Here is a 21133-nt window from a genome sequence, read left to right as displayed (position 1 = left end):
GGATCCCCATGCCGAACGACATCTACGGAGCGGACGCGACCGAGCTGGCGGCCCTCGTGCGCGCGGGCGAGGTCTCGCCCCGCGAACTCGCCGAAGCAGCCATCGCCGGGATCGAGGAGACCGATCCGGTCCTCAACTTCATGGTCCACCGGCGATTCGAGGAGGCGCTCGCGGACGCCGGCGGACCGCTGCCCGACGGCCCCCTCCGCGGGGTCCCCACCGTGCTGAAGGACCTCGGTCAGAACCTGATGACCGGCCAGCCCAACTACGCCGGATCCGCCGTGATCCGCGACCTCGGCGTGATCGCCGACCACGACAGCAACGTCACCCGCAAGCTGCTCGACGCAGGCCTCGTCGTCCTCGGGCGCACGAACGTCCCCGAGTTCGGGCCCACGGTCACCACGGAGCCGGTCGCGTTCGGGCCGACCCTGAACCCGTGGGACACCTCTCGCTCGCCCGGCGGGTCGAGCGGCGGCTCGGCGGCCGCCGTCGCCTCGGGCAGCGTCCCGCTCGGCCACGGAGGGGACGCCGGCGGCTCGATCCGCATCCCGGCGTCGATGACGGGGCTGGTCGGCTTGAAGTCCTCACGCGGCCGCATGTCGATGGGCCCCGACCAGGGCGAGGAGCCCGCCGGGTTCGCCGTCGAGGGTGCCGTCACCCGCACCGTGCGCGACGCCGCGACCATCGTCGACGTGCTCGCCGGCTGCGAGCCGGGCGACCCCTACACCGCACCCACGCCGGTGCGTCCGTTCGCCGCCGAGGTCGGCGTGACACCGGGCCGACTGCGCATCGGGGTGACCACCGGGCTCGGCGACTTCGAGACCGATCCCGCCTGCGCGCTGGCGGCCACCCAGGCCGGCGCGCTCCTGGCCGAGCTCGGACACGACGTGGACGCCTCCACGCCCGCGCCGATGCAGACACAGCGCTCGGAGCTGATGCCGCACTTCTTCGGCACCCTCTCGGCGCAGTTCGCGGCGACCATGATGGAGCTCGAGGGGAACCTCGGGCAGCCGCTGGACCTGGATCGCTTCGAGCCGCTGACCCGCGACCACATCGAGACCGGCCGCCGGATGAGCGCCGCCGACGCGGTCCGCTCGCGCCTCGTCCTCAACCGCTTCACCCGGGCCATGGCCACCTGGTGGTCGGACGACGGCTGGGACCTGCTGGTCACCCCGATGATGCCGGTGCCGCCGTTCCTGCTCGGCTCGCTCGACTTCGACCCGGCCGACCGCGAACGCTCACACGACCGCATCTACGCGGCGACTCAGTACAGCGTCCCGTTCAACGTCACCGGCCAGCCGGCGATCTCCCTCCCGCTGCACTGGACCCCCGACGGGTTGCCGGTCGGTGTGCAGCTCGTCGCGGCGTACGGTCGCGAGGACCTCCTCGTCCGAGTCGCCTCGCAGCTCGAGGAGGCAGCGCCCTGGGCACACCGGCGGCCGCCGGTCTTCGCCGGAGCCTCCGTGTCCTGACCGCACGCGTCGCGCTGACCGAGGCGGCTCGAGGTGGTGGATGATCGGTACCGTCGGCCGATCGGCAGGCCGTACGTCTCCGTGGCGATCGACGTCGCGTCGCAGTGTGCGGTCACGCTGGAGCCGCCCTCGGCGTTGTCGGTGGGGCTGTGCTTGGCGCACACGCTGACCGACAGGCTTGTCGCTGGGCGGCAGCTGCGCATGCACGCCACCGGCGACTACACCATCGCCGATCTAATGGAGGTCTTCTCCGTCGGTCGCGCCACCGTCTACCGCGCATTGGAATGCGCAACCCGCGCAGCAGCCCCCACCATCGCACCGGCTGGAGACTCCTGATCGCCCTGAATGCACAACAGAGAATCGAGGGTGCTGTGCGCGCCGCGACCCCGACCACAGTGTCCCCAGGGCTTCGGCTGCTGACCGCGCTGGCCGGTTCCCAGCTGCTCGTCGCTCTGGACTTCTCCATCATCTATGTCGCGCTTCCCGACATCGGGGTAAGCCTGCGCTTTTCCAGCGCGGCGTTGCAGTGGATCGTGAGCGCGTATGCCATCTTCTTCGCGGGATTCCTGCTGCTGGGCGGTCAGCTGGTCGACGTCTTCAGCGGTAGCCGTGTGTTTATGGCCGCGCAGTCGCTGTTCGCGCTGGCCTCTCTGACCGCCGGCCTGTCCGGCAGCGCGGCGACGCTGATCGCAGCCCGCGCAGGCCAGGGCATCGCAGCGGCTCTGCTGGTGCCGGCGACGCTCGGTCTGCTCAGCTCGGCCTATCCCGCGGGCCCCGCGCGCAATCGGGCGCTGAGCGTCTGGGGAACGACGGGTGCGGTGGGTCTCGCGCTGGGCGTCACCTCTGGCGGAGCCCTGCTCACCGTCGCCTCATGGCCATGGCTCTTCTGGATCAACCTGCCGATCGTGGCGGTCTGTCTCACCGCGGCAGGACCTGCCCTGCGTGTCCCACCCAGCCGAGCCCGCCGACCCCTTGCCATCAGCGGGGCGCTACTGGCCTCGGCCGCCGTCGTCGCGATTGTGCTGGCCTTCACCGAACTCGCCCGCGCGCAGCCCTCGGCGCCGGTCGTGGGCGCCAGCGCGGTCGCGGCAGTAGTCGCCGGTGTGCTCTTCACAGTCGGCCAGCGTCGGAGCGACCACCCGCTCGTACCGGCCGCGCTCCTGACGGTGCGAACCCTGCGGGTCGCGTGCCTGGCCGCAGCCCTGTACATGGCCAGCTTCGGAGCCGAGTTCTTCCTCGTCACCCTCTACCTGCAAGATGAACGCGGCTACAGCGCGCTGACCGCCGGCCTGGCCTTCCTGCCCCTCGCCGCGACCATCGTCGCGGGCAACACCATCGCGGGGATCCTCGCCAGCCGCTGGCAGCTTCGCCATCTGCTGACCGCCGCCTACGGGACCGGGGCCGCGGGCCTGCTGATCCTCGCCTACGCCGCCGCCTCCTCGGGCGGCTACGCGCCAGTGATCCTGCCCGGCCTGCTCCTGAGCGGACTGGGCCAAGGCATGGCCTTCACCGCCATGTTCATCACCGGAACCCGCGACCTGCCCGAGGACGGCAACGGCACCGGCAGCGCATTGATCACCACTGCGCAGTACACCGGCGGCTCGATCGGCCTGGCGCTCCTGGTCCTGCTCCAAGGAGAACACCCCGACCCCTCCGCCTTCACACTCACCTTCTGCGTCACCACCATCGTGGCCACGGCCGTCATCCCAGCGGCATGGCGCTTTCTACACGCCGAGCCCCACACCTGACAAACAACACAGACCGCGTGCAGAGGGCTTCAGACATTGACAGAGGTACCGCGCGTCCACTGCGCCTCATCGAGGTTGATCATGTCCAGCGGCAGCACGAACTTCGACGCACGAGAGTCCGCAAGCTGGCGTAGCCGGGCCGTTTCGGCGTCCGAGGGCTTCCTGATCGGCTTATCAGCAGGTTGGGAGGTGGCGCGGCTTGGCAGGACGAGGGTTGCGGTGGGGCGCGTGCGGAGGTGGGGGAGTGCCGGTGATCGAGTGGGCGGAGACGGTCGAGCAGTTGCGCTTGGAGCTGGGCCTGCTCAGGATGCCGGGGCGGATCAGCAGTTGAGGTTCAAAGTGACCGAGGTAGCGAGAGCTGTTGGTCGAGCACCGGATCGGCGGACGGCGGGGAGGTTGGATCCTCCCCGCCGCAAATGCGGAGCCAGCCAGGTCACTTCCTGTGCTGACTGATCGCTGCGCCGACGCCGGCGGCCGTGACCATGGAAATGCCGATCCAGGACGCCCAGTTCAGCTGTTGACCTGCGATCAGTCCCAGGATGGCACCGCACGCAGGTTCGATGGGGTTCAACAACGCCACGGCGAAGGGGCGGATTCCCCGCTGCCATGCCATGTTGGACAACACCGTCGACAGAAAGATCAGCGCCCCCGCGGCCAGGAAGATCAATAAATCACCCCTGTCCAGACCGAAGACCGCGTCTGACCCCTCCCATAGTAAAGCCAACACGAACATAAGGATGATATTAGGGATTCTTGCCAAAGTCGTGCAGGCGGTGATGTCACTTCTTTTGATGCTGGACATCATTTTCATTCCGACCAGGAAATTCGCTGCCATAAGCGCAACGACAGCGAATCCCCAGTAGTTGATCTCGCCTTCCCAGGAGGGCGTGAGCACGACGACACCGGAGAAACCCGCCACCGGCCACGCCAGGTCCCACCACCGGCGGGACCTTAGGATCTCGATGGTGACGAGCAGCATCGGGCCTCCGACATAGAACGCCGCCAGCACGATCCCGAGGGGCAGCATGCGAATGGCATACTGGAAGGAGACGAACCCCACGGTAAGGCCGAGTCCCAGAATCAGCGCCGATCGCCAGATCGGCCAACCCGCCCGCAAGGACGGCCTGTACGTGATCAATAATGGCGCGATGCCGACTGTGGCGACCAAGAGAGCGGCTGTGAATGGGCCGATCCTGCCAACCAGTCCCAAGGCGAGCTGAACAGTGCCTGCCGTCACGCCCAAGGCAATTGAAATAATCAGTGCAAAAACTGCAATATTAGAATTTCTTGGGAGGTCTGCTGCGCACATGCACCTCTCTCCCTTCTTGTTTGAGTTGCCCCCGCATCCTTTGGATGCAGGCATGGAAGACCGTCCGTGTTCACTACGGAACGGCAAGTGGATCCGCTGTCTCGGCGCACTGCTCTTTCGGACGGGTCGCACCGCGAGCCTGCCGGCGCCCCGTGTTTCCAGGGCCGACAGGCTCCCAGTCGAACGTCATTCCGTCCGGAGCGAAGTGTCTACGGGTTCGCGGCCGTCCGAACCACGGGAGGCGATGGACCATTTCGGGTGGTCGGGAGCCGGAAATCAGAATCCGGGCCGTGTGAGGGTCGAATGGGCCGGTCGTCCGGTCCCGACGGGCGCGGCGCTGAGTGAGGTCCTCGTTTTCGTGCCGGAGCAGGATCCGAGACCGGCCGCCGCCTCAGCGCATCTCTTCCCACATGGTGCGGGTCATCTCGTACTCGACCTCGCCGAGGTGCGCGTCCGGCAGCGGATCGTCGAACTGCGGATAGTACGTGCGCACGTACCGCATGCCGATGGCCCGCATCACTCCTATGGATCCGGCGTTGGCGGCCATGGTCTGCGCGATCACACGGCTCTGCCCGACTGTGTCGAAGGCGTGCCGCAGAAGGGCGCGGGATGCTTCGCTGGCCAGGCCCTGCCGCCAGTGCCGGCGGACGAGCCGGTACCCCAGATCGCAGACGGTGGGATCGTCGGGCTGATCGAGACCATGTGCAGGCGGCAGCATCATGAGCCCGACGAACTCACCCTCCTCACCTTCAGCGGAGAGGTGGGCCATCCAGAAGCCCAGCCCGTCCACCTTGCCTGCCATGGCCATCCGCCGCTGATGAGTTGCGACCACCTCGTGCCTGGTCGGCGTTCTCGCGTCGAGATATCGCAGCACCTCGAGGTCGGAGTCGAGGTAGACCTCCAGGTCGAGATGCCGATCGGCCAGCGGTACCAGCAGCAGACGCTCGGTGTGCAAGATCGGTTGAGGCACGTGGCAACCGTTTCACACCGACTTCGGTGAAGCGATCGTTATTCTCCCCGGCTGTCGCGGTGCCGCGGGGGAAGACAATGAGCCTTTTTCAGCGGCAGTTCGATGTGCGCTGATCACAGCATGATCGCGGACGGTGTGGGCGGTGCCGGACGTCAAGAAACCCCTGGTAGGACGGTTGGTCTCTCACAACGTCCCGTCCCCACCAGAGGCCTCACATGCTTTTGTACCGTGCTTCGCTGCCGTTGTCGCGCCGGACCCTGGCCTACGCCACCGGTGTCGTCCGCCGCCACCGCCAGGCCCTCGGCAGCAGGGGCCGGTGCCTGCCCCCGGGCATGCAGGCTCTGATGACCTTGGTCTACCTGCGCAAGGGCGAGACCTACGCCGAGCTGGGCGCCGGATTCGGCGTCTCCACCGCCACCGCGTGGCGCTACGTCAACGAGACCGTCGACCTTCTCGCCGCCCGAGCGCCCAAACTCGGTGCGGCGCTGGCCAGAGCGGTCAAAGCCGGGCTGCCTTACCTGGTGCTGGACGGCACGTTGGTCTCGATCGACAGGGTCGCCGCCGACCGGCCCTACTACTCGGGAAAACACCGCCGCCACGGCATGAACCTCCAGGTCATCGCCGCACCGGACGGGACCTTGCTGTGGGTGTCGGGACCGCTGCGCGGCTCGGTCCACGACCTGACCGCGGCCCGGATCTGGGGCGTCGTCCGGGCACTGGCGGCCACCGGGCTGCTGGTGCTGGCCGACAAGGCCTACCAGGGCGCCGGCGCGCACATCCTCACGCCCTACAAGGGACGCGACAAGCCCGAACCGCAAAAGGACGCCAACCGTGCACACGCCAAGCTCCGCGGCCCCGGCGAACGCGCGAATGCCCAGCTCAAGTCATGGCGAATCCTGCGGAAGCTGCGCTGCTGCCCCCACCGCGCCGGACGCCTCGCCAAGGCCATCCACACCCTGCAACTCCGCGAGACCGCAGCACGCTGAAAAAGGCTCAGTGAGTCGGGCCCCGATCGGAGCGTGTCCCCGACCATTCGGCCATCGGAACCGGCCGACACGGATCGCCTGAAGCGGGCGCTGTTGCCGATCCCGGCGGCGCAGTCGAGCGAGACGTTCCGATACGGACCGATCTCGGGCACCTACCAGCAGCTCACGGACAGAATCGTCGACGGTAAGACGTGGCCGTCCGAGCCTTGCGCCGATCGGACGATGCTGCCGGGCCGCATCCAGGCGCTCGGCGAGCAGGCCCGATTCTCGCCCGCAGCGCTCGCCATGTGGACCGACGAAGCCCGAGCCCTCCTTGTGACCGAGACCATCATCAAGCTCACGGAGGCGGACGCCCAACAGCTCGTCGCGACGCCGGCACCAGAAGAATGCCACGCCTACGACATCGTCATCGACGGAGAGAATCACCACGTCATACTGAGAGCCGACGAATTCTATCGGCGTGACGGCGGGCCCGCACGCGTCCAGATCTGGGAACACCAAATCGGCAGGACGACCAAGAGCGCCCTGCAACTCACCAGCAGACGCGGCAATTACGTGATCATTCTTTCGTTGTCACCGGATGGCAAGATCAAGCTTGCGGACTATCAGGACATCGTCACCCGGGTAGAAGACCACGCCACGACCGTGCTGAGGCAAGACGGAGGCTCGCGAACATAACTTCATCGGACGGCGGCCTGCGAAAGCGCTGAACGTGCCACCCGCCCAGTGGCGAGCTAAACGTCGTAGTGCTCCACCCTCTCCGGGCGACCGCCCAAGCCGTCTCACCAGCAGTCGGGCAAGCCGACCAGGCGACAGGTTGGCCACCGCCGGTGCGACTGGACCATGTACCGCCTCGCTTGGGCCTGGTCACGGCCGGGGCCCGGCGGCTCCGTGGAGAGCGAAGCGGTCGTGTGCAGGTCGTGATGCCCTGCGGCCTGGGCGCGCTGAGCACGGCCACCGTGGGCGGACACGGCAACAATCCCCGCCGCCGAAGCCCGGAAGGTTCACCGCCGCCCTCCCTGCGGGTGTAAGAACCTGCTCGGCGGAATCAGCGACCTCGACCCACTCGCGGGCGCCGCCCTGGAGACCCGCACCTTCAACGGTGCCTTTCCAGCCCCTCAGCGTCAGAGGCGATGTCGGCGTCACTCGCTGACCTGCACTCCGAACAAGCCAAGAACCAGCGCATCAACGTCCTGTTCGCCCACGCCGACGGCTGCCGCCGGGTCGTTGACTGGAGGCTGATCGAGCGGATGTGGCCGATCTGAAGCGCGTGGTGACCTCGATCAAGGGGGGGAAGCCGAACCTGGCGACGCTGCTGCGCCGCCTGACCTCTAACTTCCGCGTCGACGTGGGTCACGCTTGCGGTTCACGGCATGGCCGGATCAGGTCAGGTCCCCTGGTCACACGCGGCCGGAACTGATCTAGATTGTCGTTCGTGGCCTATTTCCCCGCGCCGCCCCCTCACATTCCGCCACCCGCGCGCAATGGCATGGCTACCGCAGCCCTCGTGCTGGGCATCCTCGGCTTCTTCACCTGTGGCTTCACATCTCTGTTCGCGGTGGTGCTCGGACACATCGCCGCCGGGCAGATCCGCAGGACCGGCCAGTTCGGACGCGGCTCAGCACTGGCAGGAGCACTGCTGGGCTGGCTACTGATCCTGGTCGTCCCGGTTGCGTTCGTCGCCTTTATATTCGTCGACCCGGGAGCCGTGAACCGCTTCTTCGCCGCATTGATGAATTAGACCTGCAATGTGCTGCCCGATATGGACCGCCGGGGTGATGATTTTGGGCGACTGCCACATCGACCGTCTTGTGGCACCCGGCAGGGCCGGTCGAGCGCGGGTGGCGCCGAGGTCGGCCCGACTGAAACTCCGCAGGCCCGGTGAGGATAGTTGGAGGGCCTGCGTTTCGTCGTCGGCTTTCGCCCGCTGCTGGCCCTCACCAACGTCCGGACCTTGATCAACCTCTGCCTGGCGGTGGACACCCTGATCGTTTACTTCGCCCGCGTGCGGCTGAACCTTTCGCCGCCATGATCACGGCGGGCGGGGTCGGCGGGATCGCCGGGGCGGTCACCGCTCCGCGGCGCGGCTGGGTGCGCTGCCCTCGATCCAGCCTTGGCATCCTGTGACCGGACTTGGGGTCAGGTTCTGTGATGCGGTGATTGCCTCGTCGGGCCGGCTATCGAGGTGGGGAGGATCTCTCGGGGGACAGGGCCTTTGTTGCGTTGGCCGCTTTGGGTCTCCTCCCAGGCGTGGGCGAGGATGCCGATGCTGCGGCTGAGGACGAACAGGCCGCGGGCGAGAGGGGCGGGGAAGCCGAGTTCGGCGTAGATGATGGCGGTGGCGCCGTCGATGTTCATCGGCACGGGCCTGGTGCGGCCTTCGGCGAGGAGGGCCTCCACGGACCTGCCGGCGCGGAGGTGGTCGCCGGGGACGACGCCGTCGCGGGCGGCGTCCTCGACGAGGCTGATCAGCGGGTCGCGGCGGGGGTCGCGGGGGTGGAAGCGGTGGCCGAAGCCGGGGAGGTAGCGGGGCCAGGCGGCGATGGTCTGCTCGGTGGCGGTGCGGAGGTCGAGGCCGGTGCTCTCGCGCTGGAGGACGTCGTCCAGGAGCCGGACGCATTGCTCGCCCGCTCCGCCGTGGGCGTCGCCGAGGGTGTTGACGGCGCTGGCGACGGCGTTGTTGAGGCCGACACCGCAGGTGGCGGCCATGCGGGCGATGGCGATGGAGGGGGCTTGGGGGCCGTGGTCGACGGCGGCGACGAGCGCCGCGTCCAGGAGGGCCGCCTGCCTCGGGGCGGGGAGGTCGCCGCGCAGCATCAGCCAGATCATGGACGTGAGGCCGGTGGTGCCGATGAGGTCCTGGACGGGGTGTCCGCGCAGTTCGATGACGCCGGGTTCCATACGGGTGATGGCGGTCGCCCACCACTGCGCGACGGCGCCCGTCGGGTCGATGTCGTTCACGGGAGCCTCCTGCGCTGGGCGGTCGGTCATGGGGTGATGGCGTCGCGGTCGTTCCAGCGGCTCGTCAGGGCTCGGCGTTCGGGGTTCTGCTCGCCGAGCAGGGGCGGAGGGCCGGTGGGACGCAGCGGCTCGCCGTCGTGCAGGACGCCGCTGCCGACGGCCTTGAACGCGCGCGCGGAGCCGTCGGGGAACGGGAGTTCGGTGAAGAAGCCGCGGTGGTCGAGCTGGTCGAGCTCGACCGTCTGGGGGACGGTCGTGACGCGCGCGGCGGGGACGCCGGCCGTGCTCAGGAGCTGCTCCCACTCGCGGGCGGTGCGGCGGCGCAGGGCGTGTTCGAGTTCGGCGGTCAGTTCGTCGCGGTGCTGTTTGCGCTGCTCGCGGTCGATGAAGCGCGGGTCGTCCAGGAGGTCGCGGCGGTCGATGAGGGCGCACAGCGTTTCGAACTGCTGCTGGCGGTTCGCGGCGATGTTGAGGGGGCCGTCGGCGGCCGCGAAGGTGCCGGACGGGGCGGCGGTGGCGTTCTGGGTGCCCATGGGCTCGGGCGGGACGCCGCTGACGAGGTAGTTGGAGATCGCCCAGCCCATGGCGGAGACCGCCGACTCCAGCATGGAGACGTCAAGGAACGTCCCCTCACCGGTGCGGTCGCGGCCCGCCAGGGCGGCGCAGATGTGCAGGGCGGCGGTCAGCCCGCCCACGGTGTCGCAGACGGGGAAGCCGATGCGGAGCGGGGCGGTGTCGGGGGTGCCGGTGATGCTCATCATCCCGGAGAGGCCCTGGATGATCTGGTCGTAGGCGGGGGCCTGGCTCATCGGTCCGGTCTGCCCGAAGCCGGAGATGGCGCAGTAGACCAGCCGCGGATTCAGCTCGCGCAGCCGCGGCCAGCCGAAGCCGAGCCTCGCGAGGACGCCCGCGCGGAAGTTCTCCAGGAGCACGTCGGCGCCGCGCACCATGTCCTCGAAGTCGGCGCGGTCGGCGGCGTCCTTGAGGTCGATCTCGACGGACTTCTTTCCCGCGTTCTGCGCCAGGAACGAGGCGCCGATGCCGGTCCGGTTCAGCTCGGCCTCCGGGCCGAGGTGCCGGGCGAGGTCGCCCTGCCCCGGCAATTCGATCTTGACGACCTCGGCGCCGAGCAGCATCAGCTGGTAGCTGCAGTACGGTCCGGCCAGGACGTTGGTCAGGTCGAGGACCCGGACGCCGCTGAGCGGTCGCTGTGGCATGCGGTAGCTCCTTAGGTCACGCGGGTTCAGCGCGCGGGGCTGAGCGGGTGGTCGAAGCCGCGTTCGGACATCTCCTCGGCCACCTGGCGCAGGTCCGCCGCGTACTGCTCGACGAGCTCGTCGGGGAAGCGGACGGTAGGTCCGCTGAGGGACAGGGCGGCGACGACGGTTCCGGAACGTCCGACGACCGGGACGGCGACGGCGGACAGGCCGTCCTCCCGCTCGCCGTGGCTGGCGGCCCAGCCCAGGTGGGCGGCCTCGTCGATCCACTCCCGCAGCCGCTGGACGTGGCCCTCTCCATAGGGGGAGGACAGGGCGACGCGGCGCAGGAGGGTGTCGGGGGCGTCGCGCAGCAGGACCTTGGAAGACGCGCCGGCCCAGAGTGGCAGCTCGTCGCCTATGTGCACGACGTGCCGGAGCGGCTGCGGGCTCTCCTGCTGGGCGACGCAGACCCGGTAGATGTCGCGGACCATGTAGAGGTTCACCGTCTCGCGGCGGCGGGCGCCGAGGTCCCGCATGAACTTGCGGGTCTCCGGCGGGAGCTCCCAGCTGCTGCGCGCGAGATGCGCCCACCGCCACAGGCCGGGCCCGGGAAGGTAGCCGTTGGGAGCGGCCCAGAGCAGGCCGTTCTGCTCCAGCGTCTGGACGAGGCGGATGACCGTCGTCTTCGCCAGGCCCGTCGCCTCGACGATCTCGCGGATCGAGATGACGGGGCGCTCCTCGCCGAGCAGGGACATGATCTCGACGGCGCGCTGGACGCTGCGGACGCCCCCGGCGTCGGCCGCCTGCTCGCCGCCGTTCTTCTTCGCTGGGCTCACTGGTTCTCCCCGATTCTGGTCCGGGACGGTGGAAGCACGAGTGTCCCGGTTTCTCCGCGGTCGAGGGGCGCGGAACCGGCGAAGACCGCGCCCCGGGGCGGGGGACGGTTCGTACGTTACACGCAGTCCATACAGCGGTCTAGTTGGACCGTCAGTCGGTCTCAATGTGGGGCGATCGGGAAGTTTTTCTCCTGCACCCTTCCCCTTGTGAGCCCGGTCACCTATAACTAACTCACTGGTTCGAACATTAAGTTCCGGCTCGATCGGTGGAGGTGCGCCTGTGCGAGAGCCCCTCCTGGCCGAGTCGCGGCGCGAAAGTTTCTCCGCACCGGCCCTTGTCAGCGCCCGGCGGCGGCCCTTACGTTGACCCGAAGTCCGCATGATGGCACTAATAGTCCGCTTAGCGGATTGGGAGGCATGGATGCTGGAAGCGGTGCTCGCGGCCGCCGCCGAGGGCGGGCCGGTGCAGGCGGCGGCCCTCATCGGCGGCCGGTGGAGTACGGAGGGTCCGCAGAGCGAACGCGTCGGACCGTACCTGCGCACGACGGTCAGCCGGGCTCCGGCCGCCGGGCCCGCCGACGTCGCCGACGTTCGCGGCCATGCGCGCGACTACGCCCGGGTGGTGGCCCGGCTGGCGCCCGCCTCGCGAGCGGACGTGCTGGAGCGGGCCTCGTGCGCCGCCACCGACAACCGCGACGACCTGGCCCGGCTGCTCGCGCTGGAACTGGGCAAACCCGTCAGGGACGGCCTGGGCGAGATCGACCGCGTCGCCGACACCTTCGCCGTCTGCGCCGCCGAGGCGCGGCAGATCGGGGGAGAGACCCTTCCCGTCGCCGGATGGGCCCGCGGGACCGGTGACACCGCCTTCACCTACCGGGCCCCTGCGGGCGTGGCGCTCGCCATCACCCCCTTCAACGCGCCGGCCAACCTCCTCGCGCACAAGCTGGGCGCCTCGTTCGCCGCCGGCAACACCACGATCGTCAAGGCGCCGCCGCAGGCTCCCGCCGTCTCCACGGCCGTCGTCGCGTTGCTGGTCGAGGCGGGGATGCCCGTCGAGGCCGTCCAGCTGCTGCACGGGGACGGGGCGGTCGGCGCCGAGCTGTGCGCGGCGGAGGAGGTCGCCGTCATCAGCTTCACCGGGAGCGCCGCCACCGGGGCGGCCGTCGCCAGGGCGGCCGGGGCCAAGCGCCTGGTGCTCGAGCTGGGCGGGAACGCCGCCACGATCGTGTGCGAGGACGCCGACATCGCCGAGGCCGCCCGGATCTGCGCCCGCACCGGCTACAGCAACTCCGGCCAGAGCTGCATCTCCGTCCAGCGCGTCTACGTCCACCGCTCGCGCTACGAGGACTTCCTTGACCGCTTCACCGCCGAGGTGGGGTCGCTGAACGTGGGCGACCCGCTGGATCCGGGCACCGACGTCGGATCGATGGTGGACGACGACGCCGCCGAACGGGTGGTGCGATGGAGCGCCGAGGCCGCCGAACAGGGGGCGCGCGTGCTCCTCGGCGGTGGCCGCGACGGGGCCACCGCCCTGCCGACGGTCGTGGCCGACCCGCCGCCCGGCGCCTCGCTCGTCCGCGAGGAGGTCTTCGGCGCGCTGGTCGCGGTCATGCCCTACGACGACTTCGCCGGCGTCGTCGAGCAGTGCAACCGGAGCCGGTACGGCCTCCAGGCGGGGCTGTTCACCCGCGACCTCGATCGCATCGTCACGGCCTGGCGCGAGCTGGAGGTCGGCGGGCTGATCGTCAACGGCTCGTCCAACTACCGCCTGGACCACGTGCCGTTCGGCGGCGTCAAGGACTCAGGATTCGGACGCGAGTCGCCGCGCTGCATGATCGAGGACTACACCGTCGTGAAGACGCTGATGCTTCGCGGCACCTCGCTGTGGGGCGCCGCGTGAAGGCGGTCGCGCTCGTCGCGCCGGAGACGGTGGAGGTCGTGGACGACCGGCCCGAGCCGGCCTGCGGGCCGGACGACGTCGTCGTGGCGGTCCACGGGGTGGGGCTGTGCGGCTCCGACCTGGCGGTCGTCTCGGGCCACCGCCCCGTGCCCGCCCTGCCGTGGGTGCTCGGGCACGAGGCGTTCGGCGTGGTCGTCGCCGCAGGCGACCGGGTCGCCGACCGGTACCCCGGGCAGCGCGTCGTCGTCGAGCCCAACTATCCGTGCCTGCGGTGCGCGCCGTGCCGGTCGGGCGCCACGGCGGGCTGCCGGAGCCGCCGGGCGGCCGGCATCTCCGAACCGGGCCTGCTGGCCGAGCGCGTCGCGGTCCCGGCGCGCTTCGCCTGGCCCGTCCCGGACGGGTGGGACGACACCGACGTCGCCTGCGTGGAGCCGCTCACCGTGGCGCTCAACGCCGTCCGCATGAGCGGGCTCGCCCCGGGGGACAGGTGCCTGGTCGTGGGCGCCGGCTCCCAGGGCCTGCTGGTCTCGGTGGCCGTCACGCACGCCGGGGGCGTCCCGTTCGTCGTCGAACCCCACCCGGGCCGCCGCGCACTGGCACGGGAACTCGGCGCCGAGGACGCCTCCGGCCCGCCCTCCCGGACGAGTTTCCCGGTGGTGATCGAGACCTCCGGCGTTCCTGAGGCGTTCGAGCAGGCGCTGGAGCGCACGTCCCCCGGCGGCACCCTCATCGTCGTCGGCCAGAGCCCCCGGCACGCCCGCCTGTCCACCTTCACCCTCGTGCAGCGGCGCCTGACCGTGCGCGGCTGCCTCATCTACGACCACCCGGCCGACTTCCCCCGCACGATCGCGACGCTCGCCGAGCACGATCTTCGCCCCGGCAGGGTGCTGCGCGAGCGCTTCGAGCTCGCCGAGGCGCCCGCGGCGTTCGCGCGGGCCGCCGGCGCCGCCGGCAAGACCTGGATCAGCCTTCCCCGAACCGAGGAGAACGCCTCATGACCGTGGACGTCCACCCCCGTGAGGACAGCGCCGTGGCGGTGTCCGCGGCGGAGGCGCTCGTCCGGCAGCTCGAAGGCTACGGCGTCGAGTACGTCTTCGGGACCTGCGGCCACACCAACATCGCCCTGCTGGACGCGCTGGGCCGCAGCCCCATCACCTTCGTCATCGCGCGGCACGAGCAGGCCGCCGCGCACGCCGCCGACGGCTACGCCCGCGCCTCCGGCAAGCCCGGCGTCCTGCTCGTCCACGTCGGGCCGGGCATGATGAACGCCGTCACCGGCGTCGCCACCGCCGCGCTGGACTCGGTGCCGCTGGTCGCGATCGCCGGCGACATCCCGTCCTACTACCACGGCCGGCACCCGCACCAGGAGGTCAACCTCCACGCCGACGCCGACCAGACCGCCATCTACCGGCCCTTCGTCAAGCGCGCCTGGCACGTCCACCGGGCCGAGGACCTCGCCCGCTTCACCGAGCGCGCCTTCTGGACGGCGTCGACCGGACGCCCCGGCGCGGTGCTGCTCAACGTGCCGATGGACCTGTTCTCGCGGCCCGTCGTCCCGGCCGAGCATCCGCTCCCAGCACACGAGGCGGTGCCCGCGCTGCCCGCCGGCGTCGCGGAGCGGATCGCCGTCCGGCTCGCCGAGGCCGAACGGCCGCTGATCTACCTCGGCGGCGGCCTGCGCGGCGAGGCGGGCCGCCGTGCCCTGCTCTCCCTGGCAGAGCACCTCGACGCCCCCCTGGTCCACTCGCTGATGGGCAAGGGCGCCGTGCCGGACGACCACCCGCTGCTGCTCGGCATGCCGGGCTTCTGGGGCCTGCGCACCACCAACGACTACGCCCGCTCGGCCGACGTCGTCCTCGCCCTGGCCACCCGCTTCGCCGAGACCGACGCCAGCTCGTGGGACCCGCGCCACACCTGGAACCTCGCCACCGCCACCGCGGACGGGGAGGCGCCGGGGCGGCTCATCCAGATCGACATCGACCCCGCGGAGATCGGCCGTAACTACCCGGTGGAGATCGGTGCCGTCGCGGACGTGACCCTCGCCGTCCAGGCGATCGACGCCGCCGTGCGGGTGGTCCGGCCCGAGCCCATGGCGCGCCCGGGACTGCGCGAGCGCATCCGGGTCGCCCGCTCCGAGCTGTTCGAGGGGAGCCGCGAGCGCGGACGCGGTGCCGACTTCCCGCTCCGGCCCGAGCGGATCCTCGCCGACCTGCGGGAGGCGCTGCCGCCAGACGCCGTGCTGGTCACCGACGTCGGCTGGAACAAGAACGGCGTGGCCCAGTGCTACGAGCTGCCCGCCGAGGGCCGGTTCATCACCCCCGGCGGCGCGTCCACCATGGGCTTCGGCCCCGCCGCGGCCGTCGGCGTCCAGATCGGCGCGCCCGGCAGGGTCGTGGTCGCGCTGGTCGGCGACGGCGGCATGAGCGCCCAGCTGCCGGCCGTCCCGATGGCGGTCGAGCAGGGCCTGCCGGTCGTGTTCGTCGTGATGAACAACCGCGCCCACGGCACCATCGCCGACCTCCAGGCCGCCAACTTCGGCGCGAGTTACGGCTGCGAGTTCCGCGACCCGGACGGACGGCCCTACAGCCCCGACTTCGCCGCCTTCGCCGAGGCGTGCGGCGCCGACGGACACCGGATCGACGCACCGGAGGCGCTGCTGCCGGCGCTGCGCGCGGCCGTCGCCGCCCGCCGCCCGGCGGTCCTCGACGTGCCCATGGTCAACGAGCCCGTGCCCACACCCGGGCACTGGAACATCAACGACATCTACCAGGGTGTCTTCCCCGACGGCAGCGGCCACCCCGCGCCGCCCGCCCCCTGAGCCGACCGACCCCCACCCCACCCCACCCCGACATCCACCCACCGAGGTGAAGCAATGTTCAACATCCCCAGGCTCCGTGTCACCGCCCTGGCCGCCGGAGTCCTCGCCGCGGGCCTTACCGCGGCGTGCGGTGCCCCCGGTGAGTCGGAGGACTCCGGCTCCGGCGGCAGCGGGCCGATCAAGATCGCTGTCGTCGACGCCCAGAGCGGGCAGCTGAGCTCGCTCGGCAAGTGGGAGCACAAGGGCGCCAAGCTCGCCGTCGACGAGTGGAACGCCAAGGGCGGCGTCAACGGCCGGAAGATCCGGCTGGACGTCTTCGACGACCAGGGCGACCCCACGGTCGGGACGAACCTCGCCCGCAAGATCGACAGCCAGGGCTACATCGCGATGCTCGGCACCGCCGAGAGTGCCGTCACGATCGCCATGGCGCCCTCGCTCCGGCAGGCCGAGATCCCCAACATCGCCTCGGGGCAGTCGCCGGGCATGGTGGCTCTGAAGAGCCCGTTCCTCTTCCTCAACGGACCCACGAGCACGACCTACGACGAGACGCTGGCCAAGTACGTCGTCGATCAGAAGAAGCTGAAGAAGATCGCGATGATCAGCAACAACGGGTCCTACGGCAAGGGCGAGCACGACGCCTTCCTCAAGGCGCTCGGCGACCGGGGCCTCAAGCCCGTCGCCGACGAGGTCGTCACCACCGACCAGAAGGACTTCAGCGCCCAGCTCACCAAGATCCGGCAGAAGTCGCCGGAGGTGATCTTCCTCGGCGCCGAGGAGGTGGAGTCGGGGCTGATCGTCAAGCAGGCCCGCGACCTCGGCATCACCGTGCCGTTCGCGGGCGCGGCGCCGCAGGGCACCCCGGTGTACCGCGACACGGCCGGTGTCGAGAACGCCGAGGGGACCATCGTCAGCTCGCCCTACCTCAGCAACGAGGTGAGCGAGGCGTCCAAGAAGTTCGCGGCCGCCTACAAGGCCGCCTACGGCGAGGACGCCGAACTGCACGGCGCCAAGGCCTACGACGGAGCGCAGATCCTGCTCACCGCCCTGAAGAACAGCGGCGTCGCGACCGGCGGGAAGCTCGCCGACGCGATCCGCGCGGTGCGCTACCAGGGCCTGCTCGGCGACTTCGCCTACGACGAGACGGGGGTCGGCATCAAGGCCACCACGATCGGGATCATGAAGAACGGGACGGTCGTCGAGGCCGGAACCTGATCCGGCGACCGGACGGGCGTCGGCGGCCGGACGCCGGCACCGAGCACGGTGCCCGGCCGCCCGCCCCCGTCCCCGGCCGGCCCCTCCGCCGGCCCGCGTCAGAAAGAGAACCATGCAGGTCTTCCTCCAGACACTCATCGGCGGGCTCAGCCTCGGCGCGATCTACGCCCTCGTCGCGATGGGGTTCTCCCTCGTCTACCGCACCATGGGCCTGGTCAACTTCGCGCACGCGGACGTGCTCATGATCGGCGCCTACACCGCCTCCACCTTCTACATGTCCAGCAGGCTGCCCTTCGCCCTGGCCATGGCGCTGGCCATCGCCATCACCGCCCTCATCGGCCTGTTCATCGAGCGGGTCCTGCGCCCGCTGGAGAACAAGGACTTCACCCTGATGCTGATCGGCACGATCGGCTTCGGGATGGTCCTGCAGGCCGTCGCGGTGCTCATCTGGGGCGCCACCGGCCGCGCCGTCGCGTCCCCGGTCAAGGCGGCGCCGCTGGAGTTCCTCGGGCTGCGGGTGCGCACCTACGACCTCGTCGTGCTGCTCATCGCGGCGCTCGCGGTGCTGCTGCTCGTCGGCTTCCTCCAGCGGACGAAGATGGGCGCCGCCATGCAGGCGGTCGCCATGGACCACGAGGCCGCCACCGCGGTCGGCATCCACGTCGGCCGCAGCAACGCCATCGCCTTCGCCGTCGGCGCCGGGCTCGCCGCCCTGGCCGGCGGCCTCGTCGGCCCGCTGCTGTACGTGAACGCGACGATGGGCGGGACCATCGGGATCAAGGGCTTCGCCGCCGCCATGCTCGGCGGCTGCGGGAACGTGCCCGGGGCGATCGCAGGCGGCTTCCTCATCGGGATCCTCGACTCGTTCGCCGCCGGGCATTTCCAGGGCTACTCCGAACTCGTGGTGTTCCTCGTGTTCACCGCGGCCATCATGATCCGGCCGACCGGCCTGTTCGGCGAGACGACGGTGAGCCGGGCATGACCTCGCTCCTGCGCCACCGCCGCACCCCGGGGGTCGCGACGCTCGCCGCGCTCGTCCTGATCGCCTGGCTGCTGCCGTACCAGCTCGGCGGCTACGCCATCCACGTCGTCAACATCGCGCTGGTGTTCGCGCTGCTGGCCATCGGCATGGGCCTCGCCATGGGGATCGCCGGCCAGATCAACCTCGCGCAGGTGGCCTTCTTCGGGGTCAGCGCCTACGCCACCGCGATCCTCACCACCGACAAGGGACTCGGGTTCTGGCCCGCCGCCCTGATCGCGCTCGTGGCGACGGCCCTGATCGGTCTTCTGGTGGGCATTCCGGCGCTGCGCATGCAGTCGCACTACCTCGGCATCGTCACCCTCGGGCTCGCGCTCGGGTTCATCAACTGGACGACCAACGCCAAGACGGCCGGGGGCGCCGAGGGCATCTCCGCCATCCCCGTCCCGCCGATGTTCGGCATCGACCTGTCCAGCGAGTACCTCTACTACTACCTCGAAGTGGTGGTGTTCGCGATCGCGCTGGCGTTCGGGCTGTTCGTCGTCCGGACCGGGCTCGGCCGCAGGATGATGGCCATGCGGGACGACCCGCTGGCCGCCGGCGCCGTCGGCGCGGAGATCCCGCTGCTGCGGATGACCGCGTTCATGCTCTCCAGCGTGTTCGGCGGCCTCGCCGGCATCCTGTACGCCGGGCTGATCCGCTACGTCGCGCCCGACACCTTCAACATCGCCAACATGTTCCTGCTGCTCGCGATGGTGGTGATCGGCGGACGGCAGAGCCTCGTCGGCTGCGTCGTCGGCGCGGTCGGGCTGACGCTCGTCCGCGAGCAGCTCGTCGACTACCCGACCTACGCCCAGCTCGGCTTCGGCGTCGTGGTGGTCCTCATGGTGGTGTTCGCGCCGACGGGCCTCGCCGGTGTGCCGGCACGGGTGAAGACCTTGGTGGACCGCCGCCGGGGCCGGACCTCCGAGCGCGCCGTCCTGCACCCGTTCCGGCCGTACGAGGCCGCCGAGCCCGCCGGAACCGCCGGCGCCGAACCCGCGGACGGCGGCGCCGGCCCGGACGGGGAGCCGATCCTGGAAATCAGGGAGATCGCCAAGCACTTCCGCGGTCTCAAGGCGCTCAAGGACGTCACGCTGACGGTGCGGCGGGGAGAGATCCGCGGCATCGTCGGCCCGAACGGCTCGGGGAAGACGACGCTGTTCAACGTCATCAGCGGCTTCTACAGGCCGTCCGGGGGCCGGGTCCTGCTGGACGGGCGGACCGTGTCGGGATCGCGCCCGTACCGGCTCTCCATGCTGGGCGTGGCCCGCACCTTCCAGAACCTGCGCCTGTTCGGGGAGCTGAACGTCCGGGACAACCTCCTGGTCGCGCTGGACCGGTCCCGCACCCGCGCGATCTGGCGGTACGCGGTGTGGCCCGTCGGGATCTGGCGGCAGGAGCGCCGGCTGCACCGGCGGGCGGACGAGCTGCTCGACCGCTTCGGGCTGACCGGGTTCGCCGGGGCCGCGCCGGGAGCGCTGCCCTACGGCATCCAGCGGCGCATCGAGATCGCCCGCGCGATGGCGTCCGGGCCGCGCCTGCTGCTGCTCGACGAGCCGGCGGCCGGGCTGAACGGCGAGGAGGTCCGCCAGCTCGCCGAGATCGTCCGCTCGATCCGCGACAGCGGCGTCACCGTCGTCCTCATCGAGCACAACATGGGCCTGGTGATGTCCCTGTGCGAGCGGGTCACCGTGCTCGCCGGAGGCTCGGTGATCGCCGAGGGCACGCCCGCCGAGGTGGTCGCCGACCACGCGGTGATCGAGGCCTACCTCGGAGACTCCGCCATGGCCGGCATGCCCCTCCCGGACACCAGCGAGGTGACCTCATGAACGCCGACACGACCTCCGCCGGAACCCGGCGCGAGAAGCCGCCTCCGGAAAGGGAGGGGGCGACGCTCACCGTGGAGGATCTGTCCGTCCACTACGGGGGAGTGTGCGCGGTCAGCTCGATCGGCTTCACCGTCGAGCCCGGCCAGTCGGTGGGCATCATCGGCGCGAACGGCGCGGGCAAGACCTCCACGCTCAAGGCGCTGATGGGCCTGGTGCCGCGCAGCGGCGGCCGCGTCACCTTCGGCGGCACCGACCTGGCGAAGGTCAGGGCGCGCGACGTCGTCAGGCACGGCATCGGCTACGTCCCCGAGGGGCGGCACGTCTTCCCCGGCCTCACGGTCGAGAAGAACCTGATGCTGGGCGCCTACGCCCGGTCGTGGCGCGACTCCGCGACCAGGGAGAGCCTCGCCGAGGTCTACGAGCTGTTCCCGGTGCTGGGGGAGATGCGGTCCCGGCTCGCCGGCGCCCTGTCCGGCGGGCAGCAGCAGATGCTCGCCGTCGGCCGGGCGCTGATGGCCCGGCCGCGGCTGATCCTGCTGGACGAGCCGTCCATGGGCCTGTCGCCGAAGCTCGTGGAGGACATCCTCGCCGTGCTGCTGCGGCTGCGCGGGGAGGGTCTGAGCCTGCTGCTGGTCGAGCAGAACGCCAAGCTGACCTTCGAGGCGACGAGCGACTGCGTGGTCATGGAGAACGGGGCGGTGGCCATGACCGGCACCTCCGCCGAGCTGCGCGACGACGTCCGCGTCCGCCGCATCTACCTGGGCCTGTAGTGCGGGCGGGCACTGCACACCGCGCCTGCGGACGTTGAGGCGCGGTCGCTCGTTCCCGCTCGACACCCGCGCCTCCTGTCGCCGCCCGGAACGCGATCCGGG

20 protein-coding genes are annotated in these 21133 nt (G+C 70.5%); 15 read left to right on the top strand and 5 right to left on the bottom strand.

Going from position 1 to position 21133, the window contains the following annotated elements:
* Positions 1 to 8: 8 nt before the first annotated feature.
* Genes BJY14_RS03400 through BJY14_RS03390 form a run of 3 tightly spaced genes read left to right on the top strand, consistent with a single transcriptional unit; the run spans position 9 to position 3220 of the window.
* Positions 9 to 1472 (top strand): amidase, encoded by a 1464-nt coding sequence (locus BJY14_RS03400; protein WP_179842253.1) that lies wholly within the window; start codon positions 9 to 11, stop codon positions 1470 to 1472.
* Positions 1473 to 1505: 33 nt separating this feature from the next.
* A complete protein-coding gene (locus tag BJY14_RS03395) occupies positions 1506 to 1808 on the top strand; it encodes a hypothetical protein (protein ID WP_512770942.1) in 303 nt (100 codons plus the stop codon).
* Between the two features lie 35 nt (positions 1809 to 1843).
* Positions 1844 to 3220: an MFS transporter gene (locus tag BJY14_RS03390; protein ID WP_179842251.1), complete on the top strand. Its 1377-nt coding sequence runs from the start codon at positions 1844 to 1846 to the stop codon at positions 3218 to 3220.
* A 433-nt stretch (positions 3221 to 3653) separates the two neighbouring features.
* On the opposite strand, the gene BJY14_RS03385 is transcribed toward BJY14_RS03390, so the two are convergent.
* Positions 3654 to 4529 (bottom strand): DMT family transporter, encoded by an 876-nt coding sequence (locus tag BJY14_RS03385; protein ID WP_179842250.1) that lies wholly within the window; start codon positions 4527 to 4529, stop codon positions 3654 to 3656.
* A gap of 391 nt (positions 4530 to 4920) precedes the next feature.
* Complete coding sequence (locus BJY14_RS03380) at positions 4921 to 5499, bottom strand: GNAT family N-acetyltransferase (RefSeq protein ID WP_179842249.1); 579 nt, start codon at positions 5497 to 5499, stop codon at positions 4921 to 4923.
* Between the two features lie 215 nt (positions 5500 to 5714).
* On the opposite strand from BJY14_RS03380, the gene BJY14_RS03375 reads away from it, so the two are divergent.
* From BJY14_RS03375 to BJY14_RS03360, 5 genes are all read left to right on the top strand, one after another.
* Positions 5715 to 6485, top strand: coding sequence for a transposase family protein (locus BJY14_RS03375; RefSeq protein ID WP_179842248.1), 771 nt, complete (start codon positions 5715 to 5717; stop codon positions 6483 to 6485).
* Between the two features lie 33 nt (positions 6486 to 6518).
* The gene (locus BJY14_RS03370; protein ID WP_179842247.1) at positions 6519 to 7163 is read left to right on the top strand and encodes a hypothetical protein; all 645 of its coding nucleotides are present in this window, start codon (positions 6519 to 6521) and stop codon (positions 7161 to 7163) included.
* 455 nt (positions 7164 to 7618) lie between these two features.
* The gene (locus BJY14_RS46330; protein WP_281382053.1) at positions 7619 to 7750 is read left to right on the top strand and encodes a hypothetical protein; all 132 of its coding nucleotides are present in this window, start codon (positions 7619 to 7621) and stop codon (positions 7748 to 7750) included.
* A gap of 170 nt (positions 7751 to 7920) precedes the next feature.
* A complete protein-coding gene (locus BJY14_RS03365; RefSeq protein WP_179842246.1) occupies positions 7921 to 8226 on the top strand; it encodes a DUF4190 domain-containing protein in 306 nt (101 codons plus the stop codon).
* A 150-nt stretch (positions 8227 to 8376) separates the two neighbouring features.
* Positions 8377 to 8517, top strand: coding sequence for a hypothetical protein (locus BJY14_RS03360; protein ID WP_179842245.1), 141 nt, complete (start codon positions 8377 to 8379; stop codon positions 8515 to 8517).
* 107 nt (positions 8518 to 8624) lie between these two features.
* On the opposite strand, the gene BJY14_RS03355 is transcribed toward BJY14_RS03360, so the two are convergent.
* Genes BJY14_RS03355 through BJY14_RS46325 form a run of 3 tightly spaced genes read right to left on the bottom strand, consistent with a single transcriptional unit; the run spans position 8625 to position 11481 of the window.
* Complete coding sequence (locus BJY14_RS03355) at positions 8625 to 9446, bottom strand: citryl-CoA lyase (protein ID WP_312878943.1); 822 nt, start codon at positions 9444 to 9446, stop codon at positions 8625 to 8627.
* A 26-nt stretch (positions 9447 to 9472) separates the two neighbouring features.
* Positions 9473 to 10663 (bottom strand): CaiB/BaiF CoA transferase family protein, encoded by a 1191-nt coding sequence (locus BJY14_RS03350; protein WP_179842243.1) that lies wholly within the window; start codon positions 10661 to 10663, stop codon positions 9473 to 9475.
* A 26-nt stretch (positions 10664 to 10689) separates the two neighbouring features.
* Positions 10690 to 11481, bottom strand: coding sequence for an IclR family transcriptional regulator domain-containing protein (locus tag BJY14_RS46325; RefSeq protein ID WP_312878942.1), 792 nt, complete (start codon positions 11479 to 11481; stop codon positions 10690 to 10692).
* 421 nt (positions 11482 to 11902) lie between these two features.
* On the opposite strand from BJY14_RS46325, the gene BJY14_RS03340 reads away from it, so the two are divergent.
* The 7 genes from BJY14_RS03340 (at position 11903) to BJY14_RS03310 (ending at position 21031) form a co-directional block, all read left to right on the top strand.
* Positions 11903 to 13381: an aldehyde dehydrogenase family protein gene (locus BJY14_RS03340; protein WP_179842241.1), complete on the top strand. Its 1479-nt coding sequence runs from the start codon at positions 11903 to 11905 to the stop codon at positions 13379 to 13381.
* Positions 13378 to 14379: a zinc-dependent alcohol dehydrogenase gene (locus tag BJY14_RS03335; RefSeq protein WP_179842240.1), complete on the top strand. Its 1002-nt coding sequence runs from the start codon at positions 13378 to 13380 to the stop codon at positions 14377 to 14379. Before BJY14_RS03340 ends, BJY14_RS03335 begins: the two co-directional genes overlap by 4 nt.
* Entirely contained in the window at positions 14376 to 16199 is a 1824-nt protein-coding gene (locus BJY14_RS03330) for a thiamine pyrophosphate-binding protein (protein ID WP_179842239.1), read from the top strand. The genes BJY14_RS03335 and BJY14_RS03330 overlap by 4 nt, the downstream gene beginning before the upstream one ends.
* A gap of 54 nt (positions 16200 to 16253) precedes the next feature.
* Positions 16254 to 17411, top strand: a complete 1158-nt coding sequence (locus tag BJY14_RS03325) for an ABC transporter substrate-binding protein (protein ID WP_179842238.1) — start codon at positions 16254 to 16256, stop codon at positions 17409 to 17411.
* 112 nt (positions 17412 to 17523) lie between these two features.
* On the top strand, positions 17524 to 18393 hold the full coding sequence (locus tag BJY14_RS03320) for a branched-chain amino acid ABC transporter permease (protein WP_179842237.1): 870 nt from the start codon (positions 17524 to 17526) through the stop codon (positions 18391 to 18393).
* Complete coding sequence (locus BJY14_RS03315) at positions 18390 to 20261, top strand: branched-chain amino acid ABC transporter ATP-binding protein/permease (protein ID WP_179842236.1); 1872 nt, start codon at positions 18390 to 18392, stop codon at positions 20259 to 20261. The genes BJY14_RS03320 and BJY14_RS03315 overlap by 4 nt, the downstream gene beginning before the upstream one ends.
* Positions 20258 to 21031: an ABC transporter ATP-binding protein gene (locus BJY14_RS03310; protein ID WP_179842235.1), complete on the top strand. Its 774-nt coding sequence runs from the start codon at positions 20258 to 20260 to the stop codon at positions 21029 to 21031. The genes BJY14_RS03315 and BJY14_RS03310 overlap by 4 nt, the downstream gene beginning before the upstream one ends.
* Positions 21032 to 21133 lie beyond the last annotated feature (102 nt).

Origin of the sequence: Actinomadura luteofluorescens (assembly GCF_013409365.1) — a bacterium.
Lineage (GTDB): Bacteria > Actinomycetota > Actinomycetes > Streptosporangiales > Streptosporangiaceae > Spirillospora > Spirillospora luteofluorescens.
The sequence above is the reverse complement of the archived record's forward strand: the minus strand, read 5'-3'. Positions and strand labels throughout refer to the sequence as shown.

Bases quoted from the DNA above. Each gene is read 5' to 3' on its own strand.
- BJY14_RS03400 (WP_179842253.1), top strand. From the start codon at position 9: ATGCCGAACGACATCTACGGAGCGGACGCGACCGAGCTGGCGGCCCTC.
- BJY14_RS03385 (WP_179842250.1), bottom strand. From the start codon at position 4,529: ATGTGCGCAGCAGACCTCCCAAGAAATTCTAATATTGCAGTTTTTGCA.
- BJY14_RS03375 (WP_179842248.1), top strand. From the start codon at position 5,715: ATGCTTTTGTACCGTGCTTCGCTGCCGTTGTCGCGCCGGACCCTGGCC.
- BJY14_RS46330 (WP_281382053.1), top strand. From the start codon at position 7,619: ATGTCGGCGTCACTCGCTGACCTGCACTCCGAACAAGCCAAGAACCAG.
- BJY14_RS03350 (WP_179842243.1), bottom strand. From the start codon at position 10,663: ATGCCACAGCGACCGCTCAGCGGCGTCCGGGTCCTCGACCTGACCAAC.
- BJY14_RS03340 (WP_179842241.1), top strand. From the start codon at position 11,903: ATGCTGGAAGCGGTGCTCGCGGCCGCCGCCGAGGGCGGGCCGGTGCAG.
- BJY14_RS03330 (WP_179842239.1), top strand. From the start codon at position 14,376: ATGACCGTGGACGTCCACCCCCGTGAGGACAGCGCCGTGGCGGTGTCC.
- BJY14_RS03325 (WP_179842238.1), top strand. From the start codon at position 16,254: ATGTTCAACATCCCCAGGCTCCGTGTCACCGCCCTGGCCGCCGGAGTC.
- BJY14_RS03320 (WP_179842237.1), top strand. From the start codon at position 17,524: ATGCAGGTCTTCCTCCAGACACTCATCGGCGGGCTCAGCCTCGGCGCG.
- BJY14_RS03315 (WP_179842236.1), top strand. From the start codon at position 18,390: ATGACCTCGCTCCTGCGCCACCGCCGCACCCCGGGGGTCGCGACGCTC.
- BJY14_RS03310 (WP_179842235.1), top strand. From the start codon at position 20,258: ATGAACGCCGACACGACCTCCGCCGGAACCCGGCGCGAGAAGCCGCCT.